At 55.4% G+C, this 15,127-nt stretch carries 13 protein-coding genes; 7 read left to right on the top strand and 6 right to left on the bottom strand.

The genetic code is table 11. From position 1 onward, the window contains the following. Positions 1–48: 48 nt before the first annotated feature. The 5 genes from AC14IB_RS10345 (at position 49) to AC14IB_RS10325 (ending at position 5,064) form a co-directional block, all read left to right on the top strand. Positions 49–570 (top strand): chorismate--pyruvate lyase family protein, encoded by a 522-nt coding sequence (locus tag AC14IB_RS10345; protein ID WP_484231797.1) that lies wholly within the window; start codon positions 49–51, stop codon positions 568–570. Positions 571–576: 6 nt separating this feature from the next. Then, complete coding sequence (ubiA, locus tag AC14IB_RS10340) at positions 577–1,452, top strand: 4-hydroxybenzoate octaprenyltransferase (protein WP_484231796.1); 876 nt, start codon at positions 577–579, stop codon at positions 1,450–1,452. 69 nt (positions 1,453–1,521) lie between these two features. Beyond that, the gene (gene phoB / locus AC14IB_RS10335; RefSeq protein ID WP_484231795.1) at positions 1,522–2,235 is read left to right on the top strand and encodes a phosphate regulon transcriptional regulator PhoB; all 714 of its coding nucleotides are present in this window, start codon (positions 1,522–1,524) and stop codon (positions 2,233–2,235) included. Beyond that, entirely contained in the window at positions 2,232–3,533 is a 1,302-nt protein-coding gene (gene phoR, locus AC14IB_RS10330; RefSeq protein WP_484231794.1) for a phosphate regulon sensor histidine kinase PhoR, read from the top strand. Before phoB ends, phoR begins: the two co-directional genes overlap by 4 nt. Positions 3,534–3,564: 31 nt before the next feature. Further along, a complete protein-coding gene (locus AC14IB_RS10325; RefSeq protein WP_484231793.1) occupies positions 3,565–5,064 on the top strand; it encodes an amidase in 1,500 nt (499 codons plus the stop codon). A gap of 47 nt (positions 5,065–5,111) precedes the next feature. Here the strand turns inward: AC14IB_RS10325 and phoU are convergent, their stop codons facing one another. The 5 genes from phoU to AC14IB_RS10300 all read right to left on the bottom strand — a co-directional run bounded on the left by phoU (position 5,112) and on the right by AC14IB_RS10300 (position 11,853). Continuing rightward, positions 5,112–5,825 (bottom strand): phosphate signaling complex protein PhoU, encoded by a 714-nt coding sequence (gene phoU, locus AC14IB_RS10320; protein WP_484231792.1) that lies wholly within the window; start codon positions 5,823–5,825, stop codon positions 5,112–5,114. 18 nt (positions 5,826–5,843) lie between these two features. Then, positions 5,844–6,701 carry a phosphate ABC transporter ATP-binding protein PstB gene (gene pstB, locus AC14IB_RS10315; RefSeq protein WP_484231791.1) on the bottom strand — a complete coding sequence of 286 codons (858 nt, stop codon included), beginning with the start codon at positions 6,699–6,701 and terminating at the stop codon, positions 5,844–5,846. 82 nt (positions 6,702–6,783) lie between these two features. Further along, positions 6,784–8,445: a phosphate ABC transporter permease PstA gene (gene pstA, locus AC14IB_RS10310; RefSeq protein WP_484231790.1), complete on the bottom strand. Its 1,662-nt coding sequence runs from the start codon at positions 8,443–8,445 to the stop codon at positions 6,784–6,786. 17 nt (positions 8,446–8,462) lie between these two features. Then, on the bottom strand, positions 8,463–10,709 hold the full coding sequence (locus tag AC14IB_RS10305; RefSeq protein WP_484231789.1) for an ABC transporter permease subunit: 2,247 nt from the start codon (positions 10,707–10,709) through the stop codon (positions 8,463–8,465). A gap of 187 nt (positions 10,710–10,896) precedes the next feature. Beyond that, positions 10,897–11,853: a PstS family phosphate ABC transporter substrate-binding protein gene (locus tag AC14IB_RS10300; RefSeq protein ID WP_484231788.1), complete on the bottom strand. Its 957-nt coding sequence runs from the start codon at positions 11,851–11,853 to the stop codon at positions 10,897–10,899. A gap of 177 nt (positions 11,854–12,030) precedes the next feature. Here AC14IB_RS10300 and AC14IB_RS10295 point away from each other — a divergent pair, with 177 nt between their 5' ends. Together AC14IB_RS10295 and AC14IB_RS10290 are read left to right on the top strand one after the other, a co-directional pair. Then, on the top strand, positions 12,031–12,297 hold the full coding sequence (locus tag AC14IB_RS10295) for a hypothetical protein (protein ID WP_484231787.1): 267 nt from the start codon (positions 12,031–12,033) through the stop codon (positions 12,295–12,297). A 114-nt stretch (positions 12,298–12,411) separates the two neighbouring features. Further along, positions 12,412–12,831 carry an acyl-CoA thioesterase gene (locus AC14IB_RS10290; RefSeq protein WP_484231786.1) on the top strand — a complete coding sequence of 140 codons (420 nt, stop codon included), beginning with the start codon at positions 12,412–12,414 and terminating at the stop codon, positions 12,829–12,831. Here the strand turns inward: AC14IB_RS10290 and uvrD are convergent. Beyond that, positions 12,828–15,029: a DNA helicase II gene (gene uvrD / locus AC14IB_RS10285; RefSeq protein ID WP_484231785.1), complete on the bottom strand. Its 2,202-nt coding sequence runs from the start codon at positions 15,027–15,029 to the stop codon at positions 12,828–12,830. The two genes, AC14IB_RS10290 and uvrD, sit on opposite strands and share 4 nt — an antisense overlap. Positions 15,030–15,127 lie beyond the last annotated feature (98 nt).

Genomic DNA, 15,127 nt, shown 5'->3' with positions numbered 1-15,127 from the left:
CTTCGTTAGCTTGCGTCCCCTGAAACACATCGTCATGCTCGCGCCATCATGCAAAAACACCGCACGCATTGGCATCACCCAGCGCTCTGGCTTCCGTCGACACGGCACTGGCAAATTGCTCCACCCACGCAATGGCGAAGCTGGCTCAAGGAGCCCGGCTCGCTCACCGCGCGCCTGCAACGCAAAGCGCAGGGCCAACTACGCGTAAGCGTTTTACACGAGGGCTGGGCGCTGCCGCATCGCGAAGAGCGGGCGCAATTGGGTTTGGCTGCTGGCCAATTGGCGTGGATTCGTGAGGTTCAACTGATTTGCCAGAACGACGTGTGGGTTCAGGCCCGCTCCATTTTGCCGCGCAGCAGCCTCATCGGCATGGGGCGACGCTTAACGCGGCTGGGCAATCAATCTCTGGGCAGCGTTCTTTTCCGCAACCCGCAATTGGTTCGCGGCGACATTGCCTGCGCGCAAATTCTGTTGCGGAATCAATTATGCTGGGCGAGGCGATCACGCCTGTCTCTGCAAGGCCATCCGATCTTGGTCGCAGAGGCCTTTTTACCCGCGCTTTTGGACTGACTCGCTATGGCCTCTTTCGCTTCGCGCCTGCCCGATTTTATTGCCCTCATGCGACTCGATCGCCCCATCGGCATTTGGCTGTTGCTCTGGCCTACGCTGTGGGCCGTCTGGATTGCAGGCGACGGCCATCCCAGCCTGTCTATCGTGCTGATTTTCACCCTAGGCGTGGTGTTTATGCGCTCCGCCGGCTGTGTCATTAACGACTATGCTGATCGGCATTGGGATGGCGAAGTTGCACGGACGGCAGAACGTCCACTGGTCACCGGCCGTGTCAGCGCGAAAGAGGCCCTGCTGCTGTTTGCGCTCTTAGTCGGCCTCAGCGCCTCGCTGCTGCTCTGGCTAAACCGCGAAACGTTTTATTGGTCTTTTGGCGCATTGGCCTTAGCCACACTGTATCCGTTTATGAAGCGCTACACCTATTTACCGCAAGTGGTCTTAGGCGCGGCGTTTTCCTGGGCTATCCCGATGGCTTTTGTGGCCCAAGGTAAATCGCCCGATGCGCTGTGCTGGCTACTTTACAGTGCCAACTTAGCCTGGACCGTGGCCTACGACACGCAATACGCGATGTGTGATCGCGACGATGACCTTAAGGCGGGAATCAAATCCACCGCCATTTTGTTTGGTGAGCTCGACTTACTCATGGTTGGCCTGCTGCAAGGCCTGTTTTTAGTGGGCTTGTTCCTGCTAGGGCAACAGCTCAGCCTAGGCTGGCCTTGGTATGCGGGACTGCTGGCTGCTTTCATACTGTTTGCTTTGCAGGCATGGCAAACTCGCGCTCGAGAGCCGCTAACCTGTTTGGATGCGTTCAAAAACAACCACATTGTCGGATTGGTCGTTTTTGTCGCACTCTTGGGCGGATGGCTTTTTCACGCCACGACATGAAATAGTAATATTTCCGTCATGAAATCTGCGTGTAATGAGAGTGTCACTTCACTCACGGTAAACCGTCACATGAAAAACGAACGTATTTTAATCGTCGATGATGAAGCGGCTATCCGCGAGATGATCGCCATCGCCTTGGATTTAGCCGGTTTTGAATGCATTGAAGCTGAAGATGCCTTGCAAGCACATCACCTCGTGGTCGATGAGCGGCCCGCCTTAATTCTGCTCGACTGGATGCTGCCCGGCATGACCGGTATTGAGCTGGCGCGTCGTCTCAAGCGTGACGAAAATACCGGCGAAATCCCTATCATCATGTTGACCGCGCGTGGCGAGGAAGACAACAAGATCCAAGGCCTAGACGCCGGTGCCGACGACTACATCACCAAGCCGTTCTCAACTCGTGAGCTGATCTCGCGAATTAAGGCCGTACTTCGCCGCTCCAGCGCATTGAACCAGGAGAAGGCGATTGAGGTTGAAGGCCTGAAGCTCGACCCGGTCAGCCACCGGATTACCGCGCACGACAAGCCCGTGGAAATGGGCCCAACCGAATACCGTCTGCTGGCCTTTTTCATGAGCCACCCCGAGCGCGCCTACACCCGCACGCAGATGCTCGATCAGGTCTGGGGCGGCAATGTCTATGTTGAAGACCGGACCATTGATGTGCACATCCGCCGTCTGCGCAAAGCGCTGGAGCCCTTCGGCTTCGAACGCTTTATTCAGACCGTTCGCGGCACCGGCTACCGCTTCTCGACGCAAGTCGAGGATCGCGCTGAGGCGCCGTGAAGCGATATCTCCCCGAACGTGAAACCAGTGAGCTCCTGCTAGCCATCGTTGCTGCAGGCGCCGTCGGCTGGTTCTTCGGCATCGCAGGATGGACAATTGCAGCCGTCTTGGTGCTTTTTCTTTGGCGCTCACTGCGCGACCTTGAGCGTCTACGTGAATGGTTGCGCAACCCAGAACAAGATGTGCCGGACAGCAACGGCAGCTGGGATGAAGTTTTTCAAGGCATTTTCCAACTGCGTCGCAATGAGCGTCGTTCCCGCGATAACTTGCTCAATATTATTGAGCGTGCCCGCGCCTCTGTATCGGCTCTGGAAGAAGCCGTCACGCTCATCGACAGCGCTGGCAATTTGGAGTGGTGGAACCCCGCAGCGCAGGCCCTACTGGGCATACGCCCACGCGACCGCGGCCAGCCCATTCTTAACCTCATTCGTACCCCAAGTTTCAATCGTTATTTTCAATTTGGCCCCTATGAGGATGGCCTGAAAATGGCTTCCCCGCGAACACCGGGGCAACATCTGCAATTTGAGATCACGCGCTTCGGTGATAACGACAGGCTCATGATTGTGTACGACATCACGCGCCTGCATAACCTCGAACAAATGCGCAAAGACTTTGTCGCAAACGTGTCGCATGAGTTAAGAACGCCGCTCACCGTACTCAGTGGTTACTTAGAAACTCTCAACGATCAGATCGAAGATTTCGCGCCGCGCTGGACGCGTGCATTGAGCCAAATGCAGCAGCAAGCCACGCGCATGAATAACCTCGTGAACGACCTGCTCATGCTATCGCGCTTGGAGAGTCAACCGGATGATCGTGAACCGCAATGGGTCGATGTACCGAGACTCTTGCGCCAGATTCATCATGATGCCGAAGCGATGGCCAAGCCCAAAGGTCAGAGCGTGACCCTGGAAGTGGAACACGGCTTGAATCTGCTCGGCCGCGAAGCGGATCTGCGCTCGGCCTTCTCCAACCTTGTCACCAATGCCGTGAAGTACACACCCGACAACGGCCTGATACATGTGCGCTGGTGGTCCGACAGCCAGGGCGCCTACTTTCGCGTTAGCGATAACGGCATTGGTATCGACCCGATACATGTGCCCCGTCTTACCGAACGTTTCTATCGTGCCGACGCCGCCCGCAGCTCAGCGACCGGTGGCACGGGCCTGGGGCTGGCGATCGTTAAGCATGTGTTGATGCAGCATAAAGCGCATCTCGATATTCATTCCGACTTGGGGAAAGGATCGCGATTCACCTGCACCTTCCCGCCATCGGTCATTGCTGAGATTATCGAACACTGACCATTTCGTTCACTATTTGCGCGAGGCCACCATGCAATTTCATGAGTACGTTCAATACGACGCCCTCGGTTTAGCGCAACTGGTGCGGCAAGGCGAGGTACAGCCCGATGAGTTGTTACAGCTGGCCTTAGCGCGTATTGAGCAGGTGAATCCGCTCATTAACGCCGTGGTTCGAACCTTTCCAGAAGCCGCTCGCGTGCAGCGTGCCGATCAAGTGCCGGGCACACCGTTCTATGGCGTGCCGTTTCTAACGAAAGACTTACTCGCGGCCGTCGCCGGCCAGCCACTGGGTTGCGGCTCCCGCTTTGCGCTCAACACGCTGGTGTCGTCACAGCACAGCTCGTTGGTCGAACGTTTCATATCGGGTGGCCTTACGCTGTTTGGTCAAACGGCCAGCCCTGAATTTGGCTTAATGCCCTGCACTGAGCCTGTTTCTACAGGCATTACGCGTAACCCGTGGCATCTGGATCGTACGCCCGGTGGTTCTAGCGGTGGCTCTGCAGCAGCCGTCGCTGCTGGCATTGTGCCCATGGCCAGCGCCGGCGATGGTGGCGGCTCCATTCGTACGCCAGCAGCCAGTACTGGCCTGTTTGGCTTAAAGCCGTCACGCGGTCGTCAACCGCAAGGCCCGCGAACCGGCGACCACTGGTTCGGCTTTGCCGTAGAACATGCCATCACGCGTAGCGTACGCGACTCAGCCGCCTTGCTTGACCTCACCGCTGGGGCCTTACCCGGCAGCAGCTTTCAACTCAGTAAACCTAACGTGCCGTACTTAGACCAGTTGAACGTCGCGCCTGGCCGCTTGCGTATTGCGCTGACGCTAACGCCGGTGGTTAGCCGCCAACTGCACTCCGACTGCCTCGCTGCGCTAGAGGCTACCGCCAAGCGCTTAACGGATTTAGGGCATGAGGTCATCGTTAGCGATCCACCCCTTGTGGGTGATGACTTCATTTTTCATTATGTGCGTCTGCTTGCTGCCGACACCGCCGCGACACTCGCTGAGTTGGAAGTAAACGTGGGTCGCAAAGCCAAGCGTCACGAGCTCGAACCTCGCACATGGGCCTTAATTCATATGGGTCGTGCCATCAGTGGCGAGGAGCTGGTGAGCTCGCAGTGGTCGCTGCAAAAAATTTGTCGCGACTATGCGGAATGGGCGAATGGCTTTGATGTGGTGGTTTCCGCCGCCTTGGGCAGCCCGCCTATCGCGATTGGCGCGCTCAAACCTGATTTTGGCCAACGTACCTTGCTGACCCTGGCCAATACCCTGCCCTTGGGCAATGTGGCTAAACAGCGCGACTTTATTCTGTCCAATGCCCGCGATATTTTTGATTACACCGCTTACACCATGCCCTCTAACGCCGCAGGGCTGCCTTCCATGTCGGTGCCTTTAGACTGGAATGCTGACGGCCTGCCCATAGGCACCCTCTTCACCGGTCGCTACGGCGATGAGGTCACGCTATTCCGTATCGCCAGGCAACTGGAGCTGGCCTATCCCTGGGCCGACAAACGCGCCAGCGCCATCCCGTTTTAAGGGCATAAAAAAACCGGCGAGATTATCGCCGGTTTTTTGTTACTCACTCAGTCTTCGAGCTTGCGTTGTATCTGCTCATAACTGCTGTGACGCACATCCGCACCCTTAACCAAGAAAATCAACTGCTCGGAGATATTGCGCGCGTGATCGCCAATACGCTCCAGCGAACGCAATACGCCCATGACATTGAGCACGCGCGAAATAGCGCGTGGGTCTTCCATCATGTAAGTCACCAGCGCACGCGTAGCGGTCTTGTACTCGATGTCGATTTCGGCATCGGCCTGCATGACCTTGAAGGCCTGGTTGGCATCGAAGTGCGCGAACGCATCTAGCGCTTCGTGAATCATTAAGCGCACCTGATTACCGATGTGACGGCACTCCAGATAGCCGCGTGGCGACTCGCCTTCTTCGCACAGCGAAAGGGCTGCGCGCGCGATCTTGGCCGCTTCATCTCCCATGCGCTCGAGATCGGTAATGGATTTACCAATGGCGATAATCATGCGCAAGTCGGATGCCGCCGGCTGACGACGGGCAAGAATACGAATAATTTCTTCGTCAATCCCCGATTCCATCTGGTTAATTCGGCGGTCATTTTCTTGTACGGATGACGCCAGTGCCGAGTCGGCATCGAGCAAGGCGTTAATACTGTCCGATACTTGCTTTTCAACCAGACCACCCATGGCGAGGAAGTGGGTACGAACTTCCTCCAGCTCTGCGTTGTACTGGCCGGAAATATGGTGAGCGTAATCTTTGCTTTGCATGGTCTTAGCTCCGCCTCATTAACCGTAACGGCCGGTGATGTAGTCTTCGGTTTGTTTATTTTTCGGGTTGGTGAAAAGCGTATCGGTATCACCGTGCTCCACCATCTTACCGAGGTACATAAAGGCAGTGTAATCGGACACACGCGCTGCTTGCTGCATGTTGTGCGTCACAATGAGGATGGTGAAGCGCTCGCGCAGGTCGTTGATCAGCTCTTCCACTTTCAGTGTGGAAATCGGGTCTAGCGCCGAACAGGGCTCATCGAGCAACAGCACTTCGGGCTCTACAGCAATGGCGCGGGCAATGACCAAACGCTGCTGCTGACCACCAGACAGGCCAAGTGCAGACTCGTTCAAACGGTCTTTCACTTCGTCCCAGAGGGCCGCGCCTTTCAGCGAGTTTTCCACCACTTCGTCGAGCACACGCTTATTGTTTTGGCCTTGCAAACGCAGACCATAAGCGACGTTTTCATAGATCGTCTTCGGGAATGGGTTGGCTTTTTGGAACACCATCCCAACACGACGACGCAAATCAGTGATGTCTACCGAACGGTCAAAAATATTCTGGCCATCGAGCTTAATTTCGCCATTGATGCGGCAGCCATCAACCAGATCATTCATGCGGTTGAAGGTACGCAACAGCGTCGACTTACCGCAACCGGACGGGCCGATGAATGCCGTCACGCGCTTTTTCGGAATCTTCATGTTAACGTCGAAGAGCGCCTGCTTATCGCCGTAGAACAAGTTCAGATTGTGTGTTTCCACACACACTTCTTCGTTACCTAACTGCAGTTGGCGGCTAGTACGACCCATTGCGCCATCGTCGTTGCCAGTCATGTTGTAACCCTTGCTTGCAGTTACTGGGGTGTCATTAGTCATGGGCTTGTCCATATCGAAACTCATCGCTCTTCTCAGGATTCTGTCAGGTTGTGATGGCTGGTGTCTCCACCAGCCGTCCTAATTAGTTTTCTAGGGCCTTGTACTTTTCACGCAAACGGTTACGCAGGCTGATTGCCGATAGGTTCAGCGCAACCACCACCGTCACCAGCAGGAACGCGGTGGCGTAAACCAGCGGACGTGCCGCTTCAACGTTGGGGCTCTGGAAACCGACGTCGTAGATATGGAAGCCTAAGTGCATGAACTTACGTTCGAGATGCAGGAACGGCGCGTTCATGTCGAGCGGCAAGGTAGGTGCCAACTTAACCACACCGACCAACATCAAGGGGGCCACTTCACCCGCAGCGCGAGCAATGGCGAGAATCACACCGGTCAAAATCGACGGCGTTGCCATGGGCAAAATGACTCGCCACAGCGTTTCCGCTTTGGTTGCGCCCAATGCCAGCGAGCCTTCCTTGAGTGCACGCGGAATACGCGACAAACCTTCTTCGGTCGACACAATCACCACCGGCAAAGTCAGCAAAGCCAAGGTAATGGCCGCCCAAAGCAGGCCTGGCGTACCGAATACAGGCGCTGGAGAAGCCTCGGGGTAAAACAGGGCATCAATATTGCCGCCCAAGAAATACACGAAGAAGCCCAAGCCAAACACGCCGTAAACGATAGAAGGCACGCCGGCGAGATTGTTTACCGAAATACGAACGATCTGAGTAATGGCGCCTTGGTTGGCATATTCGCGCAAATAAATGGCGGCAATTACGCCCAACGGTGTCACCAAAACGGTCATCAACAACACCATCAGCACGGTGCCAAAGATGGCAGGGAAAATGCCACCCTCGGTGTTGGCTTCACGCGGGTCGCCAGACAAAAAGTGCCAGAGGTTCTTGAAGTAGTGGCCGATCTTCTCGAACACATTCATGGCGTTTGGCTGCGTGGCGGCAACAATTTTATTCAGTGAAATATCCACTTCGTTGCCTTGCGGCGTCACGAATGTCGCGCTGTCGCGCGTGCCCTGCTGCTTTAAGGCATCCAGCTGCTCGGCCAGTTTGGCATAACGCGCATTCAGGGCATCACGCTCAGAGTTAATACGAGCAACTTCCGTCTCCGTCAGCGCATTTTCCAGTTGCAGACGCTTCTCTTCCAGACGCAGAGATTCTAGGGCGAAGTTGATGGTACCAATCTCGCCTTTTTCAATGTCGGCCATGTCCGCTAGCAAATCATTGCTACGATCCAAGCGATCTTGCAGCGCGTCCCACGCGGCTGGGCCTGAAGCGACTTCAGTGCCATTCTCGCTCACCGACTTTAGGCGGCCATAGAAGCTACCCCATTCAAAGCGCTCCAACACCACGATATCTTCGGGGTATTGAACTTCTTTCAGGGTGTCAGCAAATACCCAGCGGAAGTCCGGCTGGCCTTGGTCGCGATTACCTTGCTTAATGGAAATACGCTCAACTGCCGTGATGCCCTCGGGCACAGCAATGCCCGATTCTGCCAAACGTTTAGCCGTATCCGTTTTGCTGTCATAAATCTCGCCGACAACAGTTTCAATTTGGCTGCTGCCCGGTACCGAATACTGCGCCTGCACTACATCGGCAGGCCAGAAGTAGCCCAAGCCTCGCACCGCGATGAGGCCAAGTACGCCTAACACCATGATCAGGCAGATGGCGACCGTGCCGGCATTTAGCCAAACATAGGCCTCACCGGATTTAAAATATTCACGTGCTTTCATGAGTCAATCCACTTCCCTTACAGAGAGCCGTACTTTTTACGCAGGCGGTTACGCACCACTTCTGCTGCGGTATTCAACACGAAGGTCAGCACAAACAGCACGAAAGCCGACAAGAACAAGACGCGGAAGTGCGTAGATGCCACCTCAGCCTCGCCCATTTCAACGGCCACGTTCGCCGACAGCGTGCGCATGCCTTCGAAGATGTTCCAATCCATGACCGCCGTATTACCCGTGGCCATGAGCACAATCATGGTTTCACCAATGGCGCGACCAAAACCGATCATGACCGCCGAGAAAATACCCGGCGACGCTGTTGGAAGTACAACGCGCGTTAGGGTTTGCCACTGCGTAGCGCCCAGCGCCAAGGAGCCATTCGTCAGATGACGAGGCACCGCGAACAGCGCATCTTCGGCAATGGAGTAGATGCTAGGAATCACCGCAAAGCCCATGGCCAATCCCACAATCAGGGCATTGCGCTGGTCGAAGTTCAGACCAGTTTCAGATTCCAACCAGAGGCGAACATCGCCACCGAAGAAGGCCACTTCAACGGGCTTGGACATAGCAAACGAGAACCAGCCAATCAGCAGAATCGGTACGATCAGCAGAATCGGCGTCCAGCCTTCGCTAAACAGGCGCTTTTCTTGCGGCAGTCGCGACCAGAGCATGCCGAATAACAAGATGCCCAGCGGGGTCAGAATTAACAGGCTGAAAATACCAGGCAAGTTAGCTTCGATAGTGGGTGCTAACCACAAGCCCGCTAAGAAGCCCAAAATAACCGTCGGCAGCGCGCCCATCAGCTCAATGGTCGGCTTTACTTTGCGGCGCAGCGCAGGTGCCATGAACATGGAGGTGTACATCGCACCAAAAATCGCCAACGGAGCCGCCAAGACCATGGCGTAGAACGCGGCCTTGAAGGTACCAAAGGTCAGCGGCATTAAGGACAGCTTGCCTTCGAAATCAATGTTGCCGGAAGACGATTGCCACGTGTAGGACGCTTCTGGATACGATTCGTACCAGACTTTGCTCCACAGCGAAGCCATAGACACGTCTGGGTGTTCCGATTCCAACGCCCAGAAGCTAAAGGCATCTTCCGACTGCACTAAAATACCTTGCGAGCGGGGCGACACTGACAGCACACGAATGGGTGTCGTCGAAACCTGCTCTTGCCCGATGAGGCGTTGCGAAGTGGTGTAGTAATACGACATCACGCCTTTTTTATCGCCCGCCACAAAGCCTTTACGGCCAGGCTCGCCGGTCAGCGCAGTGATGGGCGCATCGCCCAACTTAGTGCCACGAATCTTGGTTAACTCAAACTTTTCGCCATCGGCAGTTTCTTTACGAACCTGAAACCATTGGCTGACTTGGCCTCGGCTATCGCCAATGATCAGCGAAATATTGCCTAGCAGCGCCGTCACTGCTGTCACATCAACGCCGGGCTCAGCCACGGTAATTTCTTGATTCAGGACCGGCTCGTTTCGCAGGCTGTAAATGGCGAGTTGATTGCGATCATGGAACACATAGCCCCAAACACCGTCTTGGCCCAACACGATTTCCGTGATGGGTCCGCCACTGTAAGGCAGCAATGTTCGCTCGGTTTCGGTGAGTGCGGCTTCGCTGCCCTCGCTGGCTTCATCTAAACCCAGCGACAAACCACCGGCTTCCTCGCCACCGCTCATGGCATAGGTCAAACGCTCCAAGCCGTTTGACGTTTTTGCCAGTACCACCAGCTCACTTTCGTTACCGCGAACATAAAACGTGGTCAGCGGCTGGCCATCGGCATTAACAACGATCGGCTGTTCACCATATGGATACTCTAAGGATGCGGTTACCTGACGCGCGTTCGTGGCATCATCGAATTGCGTGGTGTACTGAGGCTTGGCTACGAGTAACTGGCCGTTGGATAAACCAAAGCCGATCAGCCCCGATAACACGGAGCCTTTTTTAATGGATGCCACCGTCACGCCTTCAGGCAACGGCAGGGGATTACGCGATAAAAGCGTGCCGGACTTGGCATCAATCACGTCGTATTGACCGTCTGCCTGAATACGCAGGCCACGCGAGTTGTACTCGTCTGCATCGAGGTAAAGTGATGGTGTGGTCGACGCCACGGAACTACCTTTCGTTAAGTCACTGCCTTTGAGCAGCGGCCAAACCTCATACAGCAAGTAAAAGAAAATGAGCAGAATAGACAAGATGACGGTCACACCGCCCATGCCAATCGTGATGTTGGCCAGCTTATCTTTGAAGCGCCGTTGGCGTTGCATCAAAAGCCGATTCTGAGTGGTGGCTGATACCGCAGGTGTTTTGTCCATCACGCAACCCTATAAGACGAGGTGGTCTACTTCGTTTGTAAACGACAGTTTATGTCGCAATTGTTGCAATTTTACTTCAAAACAAAGGGGGCTAGGCCCCCTTTGTTTTTTCACCGTGTAACGACTAACTTTTCGCGTATTACAAACCCAGCATTTTGCGAACTTTCTCAGCCTGCTTTGCCGGCATAGGGATGTAGCCGTCTTTTTCAACGACCGATTGACCCTGCTTCGACAGCACCAACTTCAAGAATTCAGCTTCCAGTGGTGGCAGTGGCTTGTTCGGCGCTTTGTTGACGTATACGTAGAGGTAACGCGCCAGCGGGTAGTTACCGCTGAGTGCGTTCTTCTCGTTAGCATCGTAGATCTCACCGTCTTTACCCTGCAGCGGAACCGCACGAACACCGGAAGTCTTGTAGCCGATACCCGAGTAACCTACGCCGTTAATGGAGCCGGAAACCGACTGCACAACCGATGCGGAGCCTGGCTGTTCGTTAACGTTGGTTTTGAAGTCACCCTTACACAGGGCGGTTTCCTTGAAGTAACCGTAAGTACCTGACACCGAGTTACGACCGTAAATCTGCATGTCACGGCTGCCCCAAGCACCCGTCATACCCAGATCGCCCCACTTGTTCACGGACTTGCTCAGACCACACTTACGCGTTGAGGAGAACACAGCATCCACTTGCTGCATGGTCATGGACTTGATGGGGTTATCCTTGTGTACGTACACCGCCAAGGCGTCAATACCCACCGGAACGGCAGTTGGCTTGTAGCCCTTAGCCGCTTCAAAAGCCTGAATTTCGTTGCCCTTCATCATGCGCGACATCGGACCAAAGTTAGCAGTGCTCTGTGTCATGGCGGGTGGTGCTGTGGAAGAGCCGGCACCTTGAATCTGAATATTGATGTTGGGATACATCTTTTTGAAATCTTCAGCCCACAGTGTCATCAAGTTGTTCAGCGTGTCCGAACCAATGCTGGTCAAGTTGCCCGACACACCAGAGGTTTTCGTGTAGGCAGGCAACTTAGGGTCCACAGCGGCTTGTGCCGACAGGGAAAGGCCTAGGCCCATGGCAACAATCAGTGTCTTCGCGTTCATTTTTACTCACTCCGCAAGGGGGTTAATTCGCTACGGTGCAAATATTGACGGCGAATTGTGAACATAAGATGACAATATCTTGACCGATGCGCCAGCCCGACTGTCGTCATTTCGTCATAATTCTCTCGCAGAATCATTTCCGTTTGCACAACTCTCTCTTCTATATGGAGCAACCTCATGATGATTCGTCGCTTAGCACTAACCACTTTTTTAGCCATCAGCAGTGTCGCTTTCGCTAGCACTGACTTTAATAAAGCCGGCTTCGAAGCCCATGTTGAAAATGGTCGTCTCTGGGTGTTTAAGGCCAACTCGCCTGAGCTCGCCGCCTTCAAAGCCCAGGGTGAACCTGCCGTGTCGGTCTCCCGCATTGGCGAAGGCCCAGAAGGCATGACGGTTCGCAGCCACAGCCAAGACATCATTGACGCTTACTTATCCGCCAAGTAACTCGTCGCTGTCTGATGAACATGACGGCCGAAAGGCCGTTTTGTTTTTTTTCCGTATATTCGGGCTCTCCCTTTATACGCTAGGATTTCCAAAGAATAAGACTGGGAAGTCCACATGAACATACAAGAACAAGAACCCACCGATTACACCATCACAGGTCCCATTGGCCAACTCACCTTACAACTCGTGGCACTGCCCTCTCACACCAATGCCACGGGTGATATATACGGCGGTTGGCTCGTCGCCAATATGGATATTGCCGGAGGCGTAGCTGCCTCGGCGCGCGCTGAAGGCCGAACGGCAACGGTCGCCATCGATAGCATGGTCTTTTTGCGATCGGTCAAAATTGGCGACGTGATTAGCTTCTATACGCATCTCGAAAGCGTTGGACGCTCTTCATTAAAATTTCACGTGGAAGCTTGGGTCAATTCGCTCAATGGCCAGCGCCTAGTGAAACTGACCGAGGGCCGCTTTACGTTTGTGGCTCTGGATGGGAATGGCCGCACCCGGTTGCTACCCATCGCGAGTACTTAAACCCGCGTTAAGCGCGCGTACTGGGCCACTAACCACTTGCTGCCGAGATCGGCAAAGTTGACCTGAATACGCGCATTCGGGCCATTGCCCTCGAACGCCAGAATCACGCCCTCGCCAAAGCGCGGATGCGCCACGCGCTGACCCAAGCCCCAGCTGCCATCACCGGTGGCATCGCCACCCAAGGAATTTTGTTTGAGGTTGGCGGGCAAGGCGCTGTTGGGCACGCTGCTGCCACCGCGATAGCTCATCGCCGTCGGTGCCGATTTCACGCGCACCGGTTCCAGCAGTGTTTCCGGCATTTCGCGCAGAAAACGCGATGGCACATGATGGTTCTCGCTGCCGTAAAGCCGGCGCACTTCGGCATAGGTGATATAGAGCTCGCGCATGGCGCGGGTGATACCGACATAGCAGAGCCGGCGCTCCTCTTCGATATTCCCGTCTTTCAGCGCCATCTCGTGCGGGAACAAGCCCTCCTCGAAGCCGGCCAGAAACACAATGGGGAACTCCAGGCCCTTGGCGGCATGCAGCGTCATCAGCTGCACGGCATCCTCGAACTCGCCGGCCTGCTGCTCGCCTGCTTCCAGCGCGGCATGGTCGAGAAACGCGGCGAGGGCGGACGGCGCTTCATCGTCCTCCACTTCAAATTCGCGCGCGGCGGAGATCAGTTCGCGCAAGTTCTCCACCCGCGCCTGGCCCTTCTCGCCTTTCTCTTTCTGGTGATGCAACACCAATCCACTCTGTTCAATGACCGCTTCAATCAACTCACCGAGCGGAACGTCGCGCGTGTTCGCATCAAGGGTCTCAATGAGCTGCAAGAAGGCTGCGAGTTTACTGCTGGCTAGCGTGGGCAGGAGCTTGCCTTTGAGCACGGCTTCGGCCGCTGCCCACAGGCTAATTTTTTCCTCACGCGTGACTTGGCGGAGCAGCTCCAAGGTCTTATCGCCGATGCCGCGTGTTGGCGTATTCACAACGCGCTCAAAGGCCGTGTCGTCATCACGTTGCTGCAGCAGGCGCAAATAACCCACGGCATTCTTAATTTCGGCGCGCTCGAAGAAGCGCAGGCCGCCATAGATGCGGTACGGAATCTGCGCTCGCAACAGCGCCTCTTCCAGCACGCGCGACTGCGCGTTGGAGCGATACAGGATCGCCATGTCGCGGCGTGCCGTGCCAGCCCGGAAACGGTCATCGAGCGTGCGCGCGATGTAATGTGCCTCGTCGAGATCATTGAAGGCGGCATAGACCCGGATCGGGTCGCCGTTCGGACGCTCCGTCCACAGGTTCTTGCCGAGGCGATCACCATTGTTGGCGATGACCGCGTTGGCCGCCTGCAGGATGGCCGAGGTGGAGCGGTAATTTTGTTCGAGGCGAATCAGCTCGGCATCGGCGTAGTCACGCTGGAAGGTGCGGATATTCTCAATACAGGCGCCACGCCAGCCGTAGATGCTCTGGTCGTCATCGCCCACCGCGGTGAGCATGCCGTGCTCGCCCGCCAGCATGCGCAGCCAGGCGTACTGAATTTTGTTGGTGTCTTGGAACTCATCGACCAAGATCATGCGGAAGCGCATTTGATAATGCTTGAGCAACTCCGGATGGTTCAGCCACAGCTCATGACTGCGCAGCAGAATTTCGGCAAAATCAATCATGCCGCTACGCTGACAAATCTCTTCGTAGGCCGCATAAATACGTAGTTGTGTGCCGGTAAATAAGTCGCCGTTGTGTTGAATATGGTGCGGTCGACGACCCTCTTCCTTATTGCCATTAATGAAGCTCGCCGCCTGCCGTGCCGGCCACTTTTCCTCATCGAGCTGCAAATCTTTCAAGACTCGCTTAATGACGCGTTGCTGGTCATCGCTATCTAAAATCTGAAAGGTCTGAGGCAGTCCCGCTTCCTTAAAGTGGGCGCGCAGAAAGCGATGGGCCAGGCCGTGAAAGGTGCCGATCCACAGGGGCTGCGTGGCAATGCCGAGCTGCTGCTCTAAGCGCGCACGCATCTCATGCGCAGCCTTGTTGGTAAACGTCACCGCCATCACCGCAAACGGCGAGATACCAAAGCTCTGGCAGAAATGCGTGATGCGCGAGGTCAATACGCGTGTTTTGCCCGAACCGGCGCCGGCCAGTACCAAGAGATGTTGGCTGTCACAGGTGACGGCATCGTGTTGGGCTGCGTTCAGCCCTCGGAGTAATTCAGAGTCGTTCATGCGCGCTATTGTAGACCACGGACACTCAGGCGTTTTCGCTTAGCCCGTCAAATGTTATGGTAAGCGCCTAGTTACAGACAGCGGGGAGGACACCCGCT

The organism is Perlucidibaca sp. (assembly GCF_057084925.1).
This window is presented reverse-complemented; position numbering and strand designations above follow the sequence as displayed.